The 14,811-nt window shown below is 70.7% G+C and carries 14 protein-coding genes; 5 read left to right on the forward strand and 9 right to left on the reverse strand.

Annotated features, from left to right (window positions below; all coding sequences use genetic code 11):
* Positions 1-12 precede the first annotated feature (12 nt).
* The 4 genes from sbnB to AB0I51_RS13555 are packed head-to-tail and all read right to left on the reverse strand — an operon-like array spanning position 13 to position 6,690.
* A complete protein-coding gene (sbnB, locus tag AB0I51_RS13540) occupies positions 13-1,056 on the reverse strand; it encodes a 2,3-diaminopropionate biosynthesis protein SbnB (protein WP_362974508.1) in 1,044 nt (347 codons plus the stop codon).
* Complete coding sequence (locus AB0I51_RS13545; protein ID WP_362974510.1) at positions 1,053-2,057, reverse strand: TauD/TfdA family dioxygenase; 1,005 nt, start codon at positions 2,055-2,057, stop codon at positions 1,053-1,055. Before AB0I51_RS13545 ends, sbnB begins: the two co-directional genes overlap by 4 nt.
* A gap of 55 nt (positions 2,058-2,112) precedes the next feature.
* Positions 2,113-4,197 carry a non-ribosomal peptide synthetase gene (locus tag AB0I51_RS13550; protein ID WP_362974512.1) on the reverse strand — a complete coding sequence of 695 codons (2,085 nt, stop codon included), beginning with the start codon at positions 4,195-4,197 and terminating at the stop codon, positions 2,113-2,115.
* A 42-nt stretch (positions 4,198-4,239) separates the two neighbouring features.
* The gene (locus AB0I51_RS13555; protein ID WP_362974686.1) at positions 4,240-6,690 is read right to left on the reverse strand and encodes a Pls/PosA family non-ribosomal peptide synthetase; all 2,451 of its coding nucleotides are present in this window, start codon (positions 6,688-6,690) and stop codon (positions 4,240-4,242) included.
* A 464-nt stretch (positions 6,691-7,154) separates the two neighbouring features.
* Here AB0I51_RS13555 and AB0I51_RS13560 point away from each other — a divergent pair, with 464 nt between their 5' ends.
* Positions 7,155-8,327: a YihY/virulence factor BrkB family protein gene (locus tag AB0I51_RS13560; protein WP_362974514.1), complete on the forward strand. Its 1,173-nt coding sequence runs from the start codon at positions 7,155-7,157 to the stop codon at positions 8,325-8,327.
* Positions 8,328-8,355: 28 nt separating this feature from the next.
* Here AB0I51_RS13560 and AB0I51_RS13565 read toward each other — a convergent pair whose 3' ends face one another.
* Positions 8,356-9,120 (reverse strand): NmrA family transcriptional regulator, encoded by a 765-nt coding sequence (locus tag AB0I51_RS13565; RefSeq protein ID WP_362974516.1) that lies wholly within the window; start codon positions 9,118-9,120, stop codon positions 8,356-8,358.
* Positions 9,121-9,184: 64 nt separating this feature from the next.
* On the opposite strand from AB0I51_RS13565, the gene AB0I51_RS13570 reads away from it, so the two are divergent.
* Together AB0I51_RS13570 and AB0I51_RS13575 are read left to right on the forward strand one after the other, a co-directional pair.
* Entirely contained in the window at positions 9,185-10,120 is a 936-nt protein-coding gene (locus AB0I51_RS13570; protein ID WP_362974518.1) for an AraC family transcriptional regulator, read from the forward strand.
* Positions 10,121-10,130: 10 nt separating this feature from the next.
* Entirely contained in the window at positions 10,131-10,829 is a 699-nt protein-coding gene (locus tag AB0I51_RS13575; protein WP_362974520.1) for a helix-turn-helix domain-containing protein, read from the forward strand.
* Here the strand turns inward: AB0I51_RS13575 and AB0I51_RS13580 are convergent.
* The 3 genes from AB0I51_RS13580 to AB0I51_RS13590 all read right to left on the reverse strand — a co-directional run bounded on the left by AB0I51_RS13580 (position 10,826) and on the right by AB0I51_RS13590 (position 12,353).
* Positions 10,826-11,227 carry a VOC family protein gene (locus tag AB0I51_RS13580; protein ID WP_362974522.1) on the reverse strand — a complete coding sequence of 134 codons (402 nt, stop codon included), beginning with the start codon at positions 11,225-11,227 and terminating at the stop codon, positions 10,826-10,828. The two genes, AB0I51_RS13575 and AB0I51_RS13580, sit on opposite strands and share 4 nt — an antisense overlap.
* Complete coding sequence (locus tag AB0I51_RS13585; RefSeq protein WP_362974524.1) at positions 11,224-11,610, reverse strand: hypothetical protein; 387 nt, start codon at positions 11,608-11,610, stop codon at positions 11,224-11,226. The genes AB0I51_RS13580 and AB0I51_RS13585 overlap by 4 nt, the downstream gene beginning before the upstream one ends.
* A 107-nt stretch (positions 11,611-11,717) precedes the next feature.
* Positions 11,718-12,353, reverse strand: coding sequence for a VOC family protein (locus AB0I51_RS13590; RefSeq protein WP_362974526.1), 636 nt, complete (start codon positions 12,351-12,353; stop codon positions 11,718-11,720).
* An 89-nt stretch (positions 12,354-12,442) separates the two neighbouring features.
* Here AB0I51_RS13590 and AB0I51_RS13595 point away from each other — a divergent pair, with 89 nt between their 5' ends.
* Together AB0I51_RS13595 and AB0I51_RS13600 are read left to right on the forward strand one after the other, a co-directional pair.
* Positions 12,443-13,000, forward strand: coding sequence for a ThuA domain-containing protein (locus AB0I51_RS13595; RefSeq protein ID WP_362974528.1), 558 nt, complete (start codon positions 12,443-12,445; stop codon positions 12,998-13,000).
* A 5-nt stretch (positions 13,001-13,005) separates the two neighbouring features.
* On the forward strand, positions 13,006-13,680 hold the full coding sequence (locus AB0I51_RS13600) for a hypothetical protein (RefSeq protein WP_362974530.1): 675 nt from the start codon (positions 13,006-13,008) through the stop codon (positions 13,678-13,680).
* 25 nt (positions 13,681-13,705) lie between these two features.
* Here the strand turns inward: AB0I51_RS13600 and AB0I51_RS13605 are convergent, their stop codons facing one another.
* Complete coding sequence (locus AB0I51_RS13605) at positions 13,706-14,746, reverse strand: LacI family DNA-binding transcriptional regulator (RefSeq protein ID WP_362974532.1); 1,041 nt, start codon at positions 14,744-14,746, stop codon at positions 13,706-13,708.
* Positions 14,747-14,811 lie beyond the last annotated feature (65 nt).

Raw genomic sequence — 14,811 nt, forward strand, 5'->3', positions numbered from 1 at the left:
CCACGATCGCCGTCAGCCGTACCGGCGCAGCTCGTGGAAGAACCCGTCGACGACGCGCAGTTCGCCCCGTCGAGCCACTACGTCATGGACGAACCTGCCGACCGCGAGGTCCAGCACCCCCAGACCGAAGGGCGAGAACACCACGGTGCGGTCCGCCGGTGCGCTCACCCGCCCGGTCAGCACGTCGTCCAGCGTGCCGTCGATGAACTCCCGCCCGCCGGTGGCCTGTTCGGCCAGATGCGGTGAGGTGTCGGCCTTCAGACAGTGCTCGACGTCGTCCACGAAGTTCGCGGACGCGAGCAGGATCGCCGGGTCGAGGTCCCGCAACGACACGTGCAGGACCAGCGGATGGTGGTCGAACCAGGCCGGATCGTGGATGTGCGGCGAGCCGGCGATCGTCGCGAAGACCAGCAGGTCGCTGGAGCGGACGAGCCCTTCGGCCTTGTCGTGCACGGTGATCCGGCCCTGCGCGCCCGACCGCTCCAGATATCCCCGGAACCCCTCCGCGCTGTCCGCGGACAGGTCGTACACGCCCGTCTCCTCGAACTCCCAGCCGGTGGCCCGGAGATGGGTGTGGATGTAGCGGGCGATCAGACCCGTCCCGACGAACCCGACCCGCAGCGGGCGCGTCCGGCCCTGGCTGAGCTTGTCGGCCGCGAGCGCCGCCGAACTCGCCGTACGCGTCGCGCTGATCACCGAACTCTCCAGGCAGGCGTACGGATAGCCGGTGTCGGGGTCGTTGAGGATCAGCACCGCCGAGGCCCTGGGCAGTCCCGAGCCGGTGTTCCCCGGGAAGCTGGAGATCCACTTCAGGCCGTCCACCCGCTGCGGCCCGCCCAGTGACGCGGGCAGCGCGATGATGCGGGACGAGGGGCGGTCCGGGAAGCGCAGGAAGTACGACGGAGGGTTCACGGAGTCGCCCGCGCCGTGCAGCCGGTAGGTGGCTTCCACCAGCTCGCCGATCTCCGACTCCCGCCCGGCGAGGGCCTGTTGGACCTGCTCGCCGCTGACGACCGCGAACGAGGGCGTGTCGAAGTCCGTGGTGAAGTCGCTCATGCCGCCCTCACCCCTCCCGTCGGCGCGCAGTCCGTGAGCCGTACCGGGTCGCCGAGTCCGGCGAGCACCTCGCGCGGGCCCTCGAACGGGTCCCGGCCGTGCGCTGTACGGATGTTGTCCACCAGCAGCAGATCCCCGGAGCGCCACGGCGTGCGCCGGACGTGTGCGTCGTAGGCCCCGTTGATGGCCGACACCATGTCCGCGTCGACCGGATCGCCGTTCCCGAAGCGGGTGTTGAAGGGCAGCGCGTCTGCGCCGTAGACGTCGATCAGGTACTCGCGGACCTCGGGCTCCATCGTCCACTCGTTCAGGAACGCGATCTGGTTGAACCAGCAGCGGCGGCCGGTGACCGGGTGGCGGAGCACGGCGGCGCGGTGCTGCCGGGTGTGCAGCGAGCCGTCGGACTGCCAGGCGAAGTCGATGCCCTGGGCCCGGCAGTAGCGCTCCACGACGGTACGGTCCTCGGTGCCGAAGGCCTCGGCGACGGACGCCCCGATCTCCTCGTGGTAGGTGCGGGTCAGCAGCCAGCCCTCCCGCTCGAAGCGCTCCACCAGCGCGGTGGGCAGCGAGGTCAGGACGGCCTCGGCGTCGGCGACCGGGGTCGCGCCGCCCTCGGTCGGCGCGTCGAGGCAGGCGAAGAGCAGAAGTCCGGGGAAGTCCAGCGCGTAGCTCGACTCGTGGTGCAGACACATCGGCTGGTCGGTCGGCCACTTGGTGGCGGAGTACACGCCCTCCGCGTAGGTGCGGCGCGGCGCGAACGGCTCCCGGTCGGCCATCAGGGAGTCGGTGAGCCGCCGGAAGACGGTCTCGGTCCCGGCCGGGTCGGCGAGGCCGAGCCCCCGGACCAGGACGCAGCCGTGCTCGGCGACGACGGCGCGCAGCGCCGTACGGTGCCGGTCGGCCCAGCCCACCGGGTTCGCGCCGGCGTCGGCGTGCAGCAGCGGCGGACCGTCCGGGCTCAGGGTGACGGCGTGGAGAAGGGTCGCGGATGAGAGCGACATCTCGGTGTTCCTTTCGGTGGTGCTGTCGATCGTTCGGCCGGGGGTGCGGCGGGTCTCAGGAGGAGACCGGCGGCTCCAGCAGTCCGGCCAGGTCCGCGAGGACCGGGTGTCGGGTGACGTCCTTGAGGCTGATCGCCCGGTCGAGGGCTACCGCCAGCTTCACCGCGGCCAGCGAGGTGCCGCCCCGGTCGAAGAAGTGGTCCTGGCGGCCGATCCGCTCGGCCGGGATGCCCAGCACCGCTGCCCAGGCGGCGGCCAGCCTGCGTTCGGCGGCCGTGCCGGGCCCCTCGCCGACCGCGTCCAGGTCACCGGCGAGCGTGGTGAGCGTCCGCCGGTCGGTCTTGCCGTTGGCGGTCAGCGGCAGCGACGCCCGCCAGTGCACGACCGACGGCACCATGTACGCGGGCAGCGACTCGGCGAGCCGCGCCCGCACCGCGTCGGCCCCGACGGGCCGCGCACCCGTGCAGAACGCCACCAGCTGCGTCCCGCGTACGACGACCACCGCCCCGTCCCGGACCCCGTCGACCCGCAGCAGCGCGTTCTCGATCTCGCCGATCTCGATACGGAAGCCGCGGATCTTCACCTGGCTGTCCCGGCGCCCCAGGAACTCCAGCTTGCCGTCGGGACGCCAGCGCCCGTGGTCGCCGCTGCGGTACAGCCGCTCACCGGGCCGGTAGGGGTCCTCGGTGAAGGCCGCAGCCGTCCGCTCGGGATCGTTGACATACCCCCGGCCCACGCACACTCCGGAGAACACGATCTCGCCGGGCGCCCCCAGCGGCACCGGCACCAGGTCCTCGTCGACGACGTACACCCGCACATTGCCCACCGGTCGGCCGAGCGGGACCCGGGGTCCGTCCGGCGCCCGGTCCATCACCTCGTGGTTGGTGTCGTCCGAAGTCTCGGTCAGGCCATAGGCGTTGACCAGCCGCACTCCGGACCGCGCCGCGAACCAGCGCTCCACGAGCTCCTTCTTCACGGCCTCCCCGGTGACCGACACACAGCGCAGGTCCGGGAGTTGGCGCGGCTGGCGCTCCAACTCGGCCAGCACGGCCTCCAGATACGACGGCACGACCTGGAGCACATTGACGCGCCCCGCCTCGATCGTGTCGACGAACCGCGGCACGTCCAGGATCACGTCCTGTTCCACCAGCAGCGTCCGCCCGCCCACGAGCGGCGCGCAGACCAGCTGCCACAGCGAGATGTCGAAGCACTGGGGAGCGGTCTGCGCGACCACCTGACCGGCCCCGATCCCCAGGTCGTCGAGCTTGGCGAACACATGGTTCAGGAAACCCGCGTGCTCGCACATCGCGCCCTTGGGCTCACCCGTGGAGCCCGACGTGAAGTAGATGTAGGCGAGTTGACCCGGCGAGACCTCGATCCCGGGGTTCCCGTCCGCATGTCCCTCGGCGTAGGCATCGTCGACGTAGAGCGTGCGGACCGGCGCGTCCAGCGAACCGTCGCTGCCGTGCTCGGTCAGCACCAGCTCGCACCCGGCGCGGTCGAGCACCCGGGCCACGCGGTCGGCCGGGAAGTGCGGCTCGACGGGCAGATAGACCCCGCCCGCCTTGAACACGGCGAGCACGGCCGCCATCCAGTCCAGGTTGCGCTCCAGCACCACGGCGACCACACCCTCGCGGGTCAGACCGCGGGCCAGCAGCGCCCGACTCAGCTGGTTCGCCCGGGAGTTGAGCTCCCGGTAGGTCCACAGGCGGTCTCCCTGCACGGCGGCGACGGCGTCCGGCTGTGCGGCCACCCGCTCCTCGAACAGCTCGTGCACCCGCCGGTCCGGCAGTTCACGCCGAGGACCGGCCAACTCCTCCAGCTGGAAACGGACTTCGGCCTCGGACAGCAGGCTCGTCCGCTTCGGATCGGCGAGGACCGTGAGGTGATAGCCCGCGATACGGGCGGCGGCCTCGGCGTCCAGGACGTCGGTGCGGTACCGCAGTCGCAGTGTGCGGCCCGTGACGCTCACCTGCAGCGCCGGGTCCTCCTCGACGCTCTCTCCGGAGAGCGCGGCGAGCACCGTCGCATGGGCGGCCTTCAAAGCGGCGGGCTCGATCAACAGCCCTTCGGGCAGGGACACTTCGTACTCCGCCACACCGGGCACCGGAGCGAGCGTCCACCGCGGAATGATCTCCATCGTTCTCTTCCCCCCTGTTTCCTTCCCCCTGCGGCCACGCCGTCAGGGAGTCATGTGCACGACGGCGCCGCGCTGGGCCACCGCCGGATTCCCGCCCCACCGCGACAGCGCGGGCATCTCCTCGCCCTTCATCAGGAACGAGTCGGCGGCGAGTACCGCCCCGTCGCCCATCGACACCCCGTAGTGCACGAGCGCCCCCACCCCGAGGGTGCAGCCGTTGCCGATGGTGATGAGCTCGGACTTGAACGTGCCGTCCTCCTGCGAGTGGGACTGCACCTTGGTGTGCGCCGACAGCGTGCAGTCGTCGCCGATCGCGGTGAGCGTGCGCTCGGTGATGTAGGCGCCGTCGTCGAAGACGCGCCGGCCCATGCGGACGCCCAGCAGCCGCCAGATCAGGTTCTTGAACGGCGTCCCGTTGAACACCTGGATGTAGGTGTCCGGGACCTTCCACAGCCGCTCGTGCCACCAGAAGTACGGGTCGTAGATCGAGCACAGCTTGGGCTCCAGCGGCCGGAACCCGCCGACCAGGCGCTCCACCAGCACGTAGTACCCGGCGGTGAAGCCGAGCCCGAGCATCAGGGACGCGCCGATCAGCAGCCCCCCGCCGATCCCCTCGCCCCCGTACAGGTCGACGGCGGCGAAGCCGAGCACGGTGAGCACGAACCAGTGCAGCCAGCGCAGGAACAGATACAGGCCCATCGAGCGCAGGTTGGCGCGGTTCTTCAGGGTCAGCCGGCGCTTCAGCTCGTCGCCCTCGCGCAGATGGTCGAAGCGGCTGTCGCGCTCCACCGAGCGCGGGATCTCGAAGCACGGCGAGCCCAACAGGCCTACGCCCTCACGGACTTCGCCGTCGATCGGCACCATCACCTTCGTGGCCAGCAGACAGTTGTCGCCGGTGCGGCCCCCGGAGGGGTAGGCGATGTTGTTGCCCAGGAAGTTGCGCGGCCCGATCGAGGCGTGCGACAGCCGGAACGACGTACTGGAGAAGTCCGCGTTGACGATCGACAGACCGTCCGCGACCATCGTGCCGCTTCCCACACCGACGAGATACGGCGTCTCGTGCTGCACCTCCGTACCGAAGTTGGAGCCGGTCTGCTCCACCTCGCCGAGGTCGTAGCCGATGGCCTTCAGATAGCCGACGATGAACGAGCTGTCGCCGCACAGCCACTTGAAGAACTTGAGGTTGGTCAGGCGTGCCACCGCGCGCTGCACCGAGTAGTGGAAGCCGTACAGCGGATACACCCGGTCGGGGCGCAGCAGCGGTCGGAGCAGCCTCGGCAGCAGGGACACGGAGGCGAAGCCGAGCACCACGAAGGCGGCGAACGCCACGAACGACAGCCCCAGCGCCTCGACGTAGAAGCGGCCCGAGCCGAGGTCCTCGGTGTTCGGGTCCAGGAGGTGGTCGAGGGCCGGCACCACGGTCAGCACCATGTAGGTGCCGCCGACCGCGAGCGGGACGTAGACCACCAGCATCTGGAGGAGCGCGGCCAGGCCGTAGCCGAAGCGGCGTGCCGTGGAGCAGTCCGCCGCCGGGACGCGGACGTAGTCGACGTCCGTGGCCTGCGCCGGGGAGCCGTGCACGCGCCCGCCCGCAGGGACCCGCGCGTCGTCGTACAGGGCGGAGGAATGGCCGAGTTGGGATCCGTCGCCCATGACCGTGCCGATGTCGAGGACCGTCTTCTCGCCGACGTACACCCCGCTGCCCAGCGTGACCCGGCCGGTGCGGACACGGCCGGCGTGCGCCTGGTAGCAGAGGAAGAAGGAGTCCTTGCGAATGACCGTTCCGTCTCCGACGGTCAGCAGGTCGGTGCAGACCGGGACGGAGTGGGACAGGATCGTGACGCCCCTGCCGATCCGGGCGCCGAGGGCGCGCAGATAGAGGACGTACAGCGGGTTGCCGGCGAACAGGATCATCGGGTTGGCGTGCAGCAACGCCTTGACCGTCCAGAACCGGACATAGGCGAGGCTCCAGACCGGGAACTCGGTCTCCTTCCAGCGGCCGACGAGTACCCACTTGGCCACCACCGGCACCGTGCACACACCGATGAACACCGCGCCGCCGAATATCGCGGAACGCAGATAGACCTGTGCCACTCCGGAACCGCCGGAAACCCATTCGTAGCCGCGCCCGGTGACAACTCCGGCCAGTGCGCAGTACACCGCGAACACGAGGAACTGGAGCAGTCCGCACAATAGATAGCGGGTCGTGCTGCCGGGCGGCGGAGGCTCGGCGACGGCCGCTGCGGAAGGCTCGTCGGTGTCGGCGAGCGCCGCCGCGAGACTGCGGATCGTCGGATTGCCGTAGACGTCCCGCATCGAGACCGACGGCAGGTCGTCGCGTTTCCTGACCCGGGCGCAGAAGTGCGCCATCACCAGCGAGTTGGCGCCCAGGTCGTCGAAGAAGTGACTGTCGAGCGGTATTGCTTCCTTGCGTACGACATCGGCCAGGACCTCTGCGAGAACGGTCTCGGTGCCGGTGCCGGGTTTTCCCACCACGTGGCTCCTTGGTGCTGATCATTGTCTTTGAATTGCCAAAATCGCCAAAGACGAATACGGCACACGCGAAACGGGTGGGGTGAAAGTGAATTTCTGGGACGGGGTCCCGGTCGTGGACCCAATGTGATTTCCCCCGAGTCGTGTGCGCTGACGTCGTCCCAACGCGCGCAACGAATGCAGTCCGGATTATTTCTGGACATTCTGGAACGGGTCAAGGCCGTTTTGGGTAATGGCGCCTTTTCGTCTTCGGGGGATACGGGGAAGGTCAAACAGGATTGACGGGCGAAGTCCTCACCGGGAAGCTCTCCGAAACAACCATTAAAATCTCGAATGTCAATTCGAATTCAGGACCGAAAAGTTTCGGCCAGTGCGGGCATGGCACGGCCGACCGGCGGGCGTCGCGTCCCCGCCGACGCCCCCGGGGGATGAGTGCATCCCGGCACGGCGGATACCTTTAGGGCGTGCAGTCAGCAAGTGAAACCCCCGAGCGGCCCACCGGCCGGTTCCACCGGGCGCGTGCCCTCTACCGGAACGTCTCCAAGCGCAGGACCGCCTGGCTGCTGGTCAAGGACACCGTCAACTCCTGCATGGAGTACCGCATCCTGGGCCTCGCGGCCGAGGCCGCGTTCTTCACGCTGCTGTCCGTCCCGCCGCTCCTGCTGAGCCTCATCGGCCTGCTCGGCTACGTCGACAGCTGGACCGGCGCCCACAGCATCGCCGGCCTGGAGAACAACATCCTGGAGGCGTCCCGCACCGTCCTGACCGACAAGGGCGTCCACGAGATCGCCCAGCCGATCCTGCACGACGTGATGAAGGGCGGCCGGCCCGACGTCATCTCCATCGGCTTCCTGTTCGCCCTCTGGTCGGGCTCCCGCGCGGTCAACGTCTTCATCGACACCATCACCGTGATGTACGGCCTCGACGGCGTACGCGGCATCGTCAAGACCCGGATCGTGTCCTTCGCCCTGTTCATCGCGGCTCTGCTGATCGGCTCGATCGCGCTGCCCCTGATGGTCGCAGGACCGGACGCCGTGGTGAACGTCGTGCCCTGGTCGGAGACGGTCGTACAGGTCCTGTACTGGCCCGTCGTCCTCGTCCTGTCCGTCGTCTTCCTCACCACGCTGTACCACGTCTCCGTCCCCGTCCGCTCCCCGTGGATCGAGGACGTGCCCGGCTCCCTGGTCGCCCTCGCCATGTGGGTCCTCGGCAGCTACCTGCTGCGCATCTACCTCACCGGCACGGTCGAGGGCCCCACCATCTACGGCTCCCTCGCCGCGCCCGTCGCCGTACTGCTGTGGATCGGCGTGTCCGCGTTCGCCGTACTCGTCGGAGCCGCCGTCAACGCCGCCATCGACCGGGTCTGGCCGGCCGCCGCGACGGCCGCCGCCCGCGCCGCCAACGAACGCCGCCACGAGGAGCAGGCCGCCGAGTACGTCGCCCGCATGGCCGCCGCCCGCACCCACGGCGGCGAGGACGACGAGGACTTCGACGACCCGGAGGACGGCGACATGCCCTCCGAGTTCCCGGAACGCTGGTCCCGCTTCCTGCCCCCCGAGGACGTCACCTCCCGGCTGCGCACCCACGCCAAGAGCATCCACAAGAACGGCGGGGACACGCAGGGACCGGTGAAGTAACACTCCGCTACTGCTTCCGGACGCCCGCTCACACCTTCCGGACGCCCGCCGCCGAGGCCTCCCGCGCGAACTCCGAGAAGTCGCGCGGCTCGCGCCCCAGCACCTGCTGGACCCCGTCCGAGAGATGCGAGTTGCGCCCGTCGAGCAGCGACTCGAACAGCTCCACCAGGAACTCGACCTCCCCGTCCGGCACCCCGAACCCGGCCGGATCGCCGCCGTACTGACGCGCCGACACCGCGCGGTACGTCAGCGCCCGCCCCGCCGCCGCGGAGATCTCCGCGACCGCCTCCCCGAAGCTCAGCAGCCGGGGCCCGGACATCGTGACGGCCTGCCCGGCATACCGGTCCCCGGCCGTCACCGCGGCCACGTCGGCGATGTCCCGCACATCGATTGGGGGCACCTCCCATGCCCTTGAGGCTGTGGGGGGAGGCTCCCGAACGTCACCGGCCGGAAACACCAGCTCCCCGCTCTCCCGCAGCCCCGCCACCAACGGTCCCTCGCTGAAGTTCTGCGCGAACCACGCCGCCCTTGCGACCCTCCAGTCCGCCCCCGACCCGCGCGGCGCCTCCTCGGTCGGCCGCGCCCGCTCCTCGCCCCGCGAGGACAGCAGCACACCCAGCCCGACCGCCTCGCGCGCGAGCGGCCCCACCGCGCCAGGCGCGTCCGGCGCCCCGACGTCCGAGGGATACACCAGGTACGCGGCATCGGCACCCCGCAGGGTGTCCGCCCACGTCGACCGGTCCGCCCAGTCGAGGCCCTGCGCCCGCCTGGCCGCCCGCACGGCCTCCGCCACCCGGCGCCCGGTACGACCTGAAGCGCCCGGCTCATTCCCGTAAGCGCGCGTCTACGCTGGCCGCATGGACGCCCTGTCAGGCCTTCTGGAGGGGTCACGCGCGCGTGGCGTCTTCATGGTCCGCTCGTGCTTCGACCCGCCGTGGGCCCTGCGCATCGAGGACCGCGCCCCGCTGACGGTCATGCTCATGGTCCGCGGCGAGGCCTGCGTCACCCCGGACACGGGGGAGCGGATACGGCTCCGGGCCGGCGACCTCGCCATGGCGCGCGGCCCCGACCCGTACACCTGCGGCGACGCCCCGGGCACACCCCCGCAGGCGCTGATCCTGCCCGGCGGCGAGTGCAGTCACCCCGACGGGACGTCCCTCAAGGGCTCGATGGACCTCGGCGTCCGCACCTGGGGCGACCGCCTCGACGGCTCCACGGTCATGCTCATCGGCACCTACCTCATGCGCGGCGAGATCAACGGCCGCCTGCTGGACGCCCTGCCGCCCCTGCTCTCCCTCCCCTCCGAGGTCTGGGAGTGCCCGCTCACCCCGCTGCTCATGGAGGAGATCGTCCGCGACGAACCCGCCCAGGAAGTCGTCCTGGACCGCCTCCTGGACCTCCTGGTCATCGCCGCCCTGAGGGCCTGGTTCTCCCGCCCCGAGGCGGAGGCCCCGGCCTGGTACCGCGCCCTGGCGGACCCCGTCGTGGGCAGGGTCCTGCGCCTCCTCCAGGACGATCCCGCCCACCCCTGGACGGTCGCCGCCCTCGCCGCCAAGGCCGCCGTCTCCCGCGCGGCCCCGGCCCGCCGCTTCACCGACCTGGTCGGCGAACCCCCGATGTCCCACCTCACCGCCTGGCGCCTCGCCCTCGCCGCGGACCGCCTCCGCGACACGGACGACACGATCGCCGCGATCGCGCGGGACGTGGGCTACGGCAGCGCGTTCGCGCTGTCCAGCGCGTTCAAGCGGGTGTACGGAGTGAGTCCGCAGGAGCACCGGACGCGGTCGGCGTAGCCTGGTCGGCGTGTACGTGGAGAGGGCATCGCGACTGCCGGGCGCGGTGGTGTGGACCCGCACCATCGAGAACCCCGTCTCGACCCCGGTCCACCCCGTCCTGCCCGACGGCTGCATGGACCTCCTCTGGAACGAGGGGCGCCTGCTGGTCGCCGGCCCCGACACCCGCGCGTACGTCCCCGGGACCGAACCCGCCCACTGGGCCGGCCTCCGCTTCGCCCCCGGCACCGCTCCCACCTACCTGGGCGTGCCCGCACACGAACTCCGCGACCGCCGCGTCGACCTCACCGACCTCTGGCCCGCCGCGACGGTACGGCGCCTGCACGCCCGCCTCGCCACGGCCCCCGACCCGGCGACCGCACTGGAGGACCTGGCACTGGACCGCGCCGCGCGGACACCCCCACCGGATCCGCTGCTACGACACCTCGTCGCGGCCCTGGACACGGGCCGCCCGGTGGCCGCCACCGCCGACGAACTAGGCCTGGGCGCCCGCCAGTTGCACCGCCGCTCGCTGGCAGCCTTCGGCTACGGCCCCAAGACGCTGGCCCGGGTGCTGCGCCTGCAGCGGGCCCTCGCGCTGGCCCGCGCAGGAGTGCCGTTCGCGGCCACGGCGGCCCGGTCCGGCTACGCGGACCAGGCCCATCTCGCCCGTGACGTCAAGGAGTTGGCGGGGATGCCGCTGGGGGAGCTGCTCGGCCGGACCGGCTAGGCAGGGTTCAGCGGCGCGAAGAGGTCCACGCCGTTGCCGTCGGGGTCGTGCACGACGGCGTACCGCTGCCCCCAGAACGCGTCCCACGGCTTGAGCTCGCCGTGATACCCGGTGCCGACCAACTCCTCGTAGACCCGGTCGACTTCGGCGGGGTCGTCGCAGAGCAGGGCGAGCGCGGCCCGCCCGCTGCCCCCGGTGGGCGGCTGCCAACCCGAGTGGAACGAGCGGACGGTGTCCTCCGTGTCCAGCAACAGCCGTAGTCCACCGGGTAGTTGAGCCTCTGCATGCGGCTGGCTCTCGGCACCCTCGGGGAACCCGAACCCGAGCCGACGATAGAAGGCGACAGAGGCGGCCATGTCGGAGACGACCAGGCCGATGGCGTCGAATCGTGGAGTCATGGGGCCACGGTAGGCGGGGGTGGGCGGCGGGTCTTGAACGAATCGGACACTTCCACGACCGGTGAAAGGATCCCGACGAACCACGAGTCCGCAGGCCGGCTCTTCCGGTAGAAGGTGTTCGGCTGCACCGGATCGCACAACGCGACCAGGACGTCACCTGCCCGCAGCTCCACGGCTCTCCGGAACGAACTGGTCCTGCTTGCTCTCAGACGGATCACCAGGAATTCCATGTCGTGAAGACCGGGTGGGAGTTCGACGAACTTCGGTGCTTTGACGAAACGGTCCCGAGAGCAGATCTCCAGGCCGTTCTCGCGGATGGACACGACGCCCGCTCTGTTGGTGAAGCTTCGAACCGGCTCCCTGATCTCGGCGACCAGCAGCACCCCCGTCCGGCCGCTCTTCCGTACTCTGCGCAGGCGCTTCCCGGCCCGCCAGGGCATCCGCCCCACCTCGTCGAGAGCGCTCACGGAGAAAGGTGCACCGGAACTCTTCATGAGAACGCCACCGTTCCGTGCGGCGTGTTCACCGTGAAGGAGAGGCCCACCGGTCCCTCGGTCAGCGCCAGCTCCACGCCCACGGCGGACAGCAGCGGGCGGATCTCGTCCGGCGCCGGGGCCGTGGCGGTCAGCTCCAGCAGGGGTGCGACGGGCAGACCTGAGGCGGTCGTCGGATGGGGCGAAGAACTCCAGTCGATCAGAAACGGCACCAGGCCGGAGGGATGCGCCGTGCTCCCGTCCGTGAGCCGCCACTCCAGCAGCGTGCCGTCGGGCCGGCGGCGGCTCATCGCGCGCACGGGTCCGGGGTCGTACCCCTGGGCGCGGGCCGCCGCGACCGCCGCGTCCAGATCGGGCGGACTGATGGCCCAGGTCACGGTCCGGGCGCCGGACAACCCGTCGACACCGAACGGACGCGGCCCGGACGGCTCGCCCTGCTCGGGATCGGGACCGAGGATCTCCAGGTAACGCGAACCACCAAGAGACACCAGGTAGTTGCGGGTACCGAGCCCGACATGGGCTCCGCCGGCCACCGGCGCGATACCCGTGCGCAGGGTGAAGTCGGCGACCGTAGCCGCCAGGTCGGGGGTCGCGAGGACGAGATGGTCCAGGCGTGCGGGAACGGCGTTCATCACCACCGAGGCTACGCGGCGGGACCGCGGTGCGGGGAACGGCGGTTGAGCCCACGCAGTGAAAAACGCAGTGAAATAGGCTTCCCCGCATGGCTGCCGCACCCCGCCTCCTCGCCCGCACCACCGCCTACCACCACGACTCGATCCCGGCCGCGGTGACCGCCCTGCGCACCCTCGGCCTCTTCGAGGTGACCGCCACGGAGGACCCTGCCGCCTTCGAACGTCCCCTGGACGACTACGCGGCCGTGGTCTTCCTCTCCACCAGTGGCGAGGTACTCACATCGGCGGGCCGCGAACACCTCGCGGCCCACGTCGAGTCGGGCGGCGGCTTCGTCGGCGTCCACGCGTCGGCCTGCGCCGAGTACGACTGGCCGTACTACGGCGACCTCCTCGGCGCCCGCTTCGACCGGCACCCCGCCCACCAGCCCGGCAACGCCGTGATCGAGGACCGCACCCACCCGGCCACCCAACACCTTCCCGCCGTATGGCAGTTCACGGACGAGTGGTACGACTTCCGCACCGGCCCTCGGAGTTCGACCCACGTCCTCCTCTCCGCCGACGAATCCTTCTACGAGGACCCGGACTTCCGGGCGTACCTGCTGGGCGGGATCAACTGGGCGGCGCGGCCGGGGACGAGCGGGGAATGAGGAAGGTGTCCGCTCATCTGGTCGAGGTCGGAACCGAGCCGCTCGACGGGCCCAACCGGAACTCGGTGGGCGGCCGGCCGTACCTCGACGAAGGCAGGCCATGGCCCGAGTGCTTCTGCGGCGAGCGGCTCGCCCTGTTCTTCCAACTCGACATCCCCCCGGACGTGGAGACCTTCGGCGGGGATCACCTCCTGTTCTTCCACTGCCGCGCGCACAACGACGCGACCTACGCCGAGTTGGCCGACGGCCGTCTCGTACCCCGGTACTGGGACGCTCCGCAGCCGCCGTATCCACGCCCGTTCTGGCGCGTGCTGCTCCAGCGCCACGCGACAGTGCCGACGGTGGAGGCCGAACCGTCCCTGCACGCACTGCCGTTGACGCTGTGCCCCTTCACGGACACCCCGGACGCGGAGGGGATCGGAGCGCAGAGCTTCAAAGTGGGCGGTACGCCTTCCTGGGCGCAGTTTCCCGAGTACTACAGGTGCGCGTGCGGCGCCGACATGGTGTACCTGTGCCAGGTCCCGGAGAACATGGGTTTCGCCGTCCGCCCCGGGCAACCGGAGCAGCCCTACAGCGGTGGCATCGACACCTATGAGCTGTTTCTCGGCAACGAGGTCTACCTGCTGGCGTGCCCGGCCCACTGCGACCCGGCGGCTCTCTGGCCGGTGACCCAGAGGTGACCCCGACAGTCCGCCACTCCACGGGTCACCGCGGCACCCCCGTACTCGCCCGCTCCACCAACCGCGTCGACAGCTCCGTCCGGGTGCTCTCCGGACGGTCGCCGTCCATCATGCGGACCAGGAGACGCAGGGCCGTAGCGGCCATCTCCGACAGGGGCTGCCGGACCGTGGTCAGGGCCGGAGTCACCCAGCGGGCCTCCGGCAGGTCGTCGAAGCCGACCACGCTGATATCGTCCGGGACGCTCAACTCCCGTTCCTCCACGGCCTCGTAGACACCGAGCGCCATGCGGTCGGAGCAGACGAAGACCGCTGTGGGCGGTTCGGGGAGGTCGAGGAGTTCGCGCATCCGGGTGCGGGCCATGGTCTGGTCGAAGCCGCCGTGGCGGATGTAGTCGGGGCGCACGGGCACTCCCGCGGAGGCGAGCGCGGAGCGGTAACCGGCGACGCGGGCGCTGCTGCACATCTTGTGCCGGTGACCGGCGATCACGGCGATGCGCTCGTGGCCCAGCGACAGCAGATGCTCGGTCGCCGTCACCCCGCCGTGCCAGTTGGCCGCACCCACCGACACCACACCCGGCGGCGGCTCCTGGACCGGGTCGATCATCACGAACGGGATGCGGTGCTGGTCGAGCCACGCGTACTGGGACGGCGTCAACTCCGCCAGATTGAACAGGACTCCGGACGAACCCCTGCCGACCAGCTTGTCCAGCCAGCCCCGCTCCGGCCGGTCCGCCCGCGTCCGGGTCAGCCCGGCCGAGACCACCACCTCAAGCCCGGCCTCGTACGCCGCTTCCTCCACCCCGTGCAGCACCGCCCCCGACCAGGAACTCTCCAGCGAGTGGACCACGAGGTCGACAAGCCCCGGCGCCTTGTGCGCGTCGAAGCGCGGCCTGCGCACATAACCGAGCCGCTCCAGCGCCTCCGTCACCCGCCGCCGGGTCTCCGGCGCCACGTCCTCCCGGCCGTTGACCACCTTCGACGCCGTCGGTACGGACACCCCGGCTTCACGGGCCACGACCGCCAGCGTCGGTCCTGCCGTCATGCTCGCGCTCCCCGCACGGACCATCGGGAACCACCTCTCCAGCCCGCCCGAGGGCCATCGAAAGTTTCGGCCAGCGCTGTTCCACGGCC

This window comes from Streptomyces sp. NPDC050549 (assembly GCF_040655035.1).
In the GTDB taxonomy this organism is placed as follows: Bacteria; Actinomycetota; Actinomycetes; order Streptomycetales; family Streptomycetaceae; genus Streptomyces.

What these genes read in the sequence shown, in the direction of transcription:
- AB0I51_RS13545 (WP_362974510.1), bottom strand. Translation starts at nt 2,057, where the DNA reads ATGTCGCTCTCATCCGCGACCCTTCTCCACGCCGTCACCCTGAGCCCG.
- AB0I51_RS13595 (WP_362974528.1), top strand. Translation starts at nt 12,443, where the DNA reads ATGGCTGCCGCACCCCGCCTCCTCGCCCGCACCACCGCCTACCACCAC.
- AB0I51_RS13580 (WP_362974522.1), bottom strand. Translation starts at nt 11,227, where the DNA reads ATGACTCCACGATTCGACGCCATCGGCCTGGTCGTCTCCGACATGGCC.
- AB0I51_RS13570 (WP_362974518.1), top strand. Translation starts at nt 9,185, where the DNA reads ATGGACGCCCTGTCAGGCCTTCTGGAGGGGTCACGCGCGCGTGGCGTC.
- AB0I51_RS13590 (WP_362974526.1), bottom strand. Translation starts at nt 12,353, where the DNA reads ATGAACGCCGTTCCCGCACGCCTGGACCATCTCGTCCTCGCGACCCCC.
- AB0I51_RS13605 (WP_362974532.1), bottom strand. Translation starts at nt 14,746, where the DNA reads ATGGTCCGTGCGGGGAGCGCGAGCATGACGGCAGGACCGACGCTGGCG.
- sbnB (WP_362974508.1), bottom strand. Translation starts at nt 1,056, where the DNA reads ATGAGCGACTTCACCACGGACTTCGACACGCCCTCGTTCGCGGTCGTC.
- AB0I51_RS13550 (WP_362974512.1), bottom strand. Translation starts at nt 4,197, where the DNA reads ATGGAGATCATTCCGCGGTGGACGCTCGCTCCGGTGCCCGGTGTGGCG.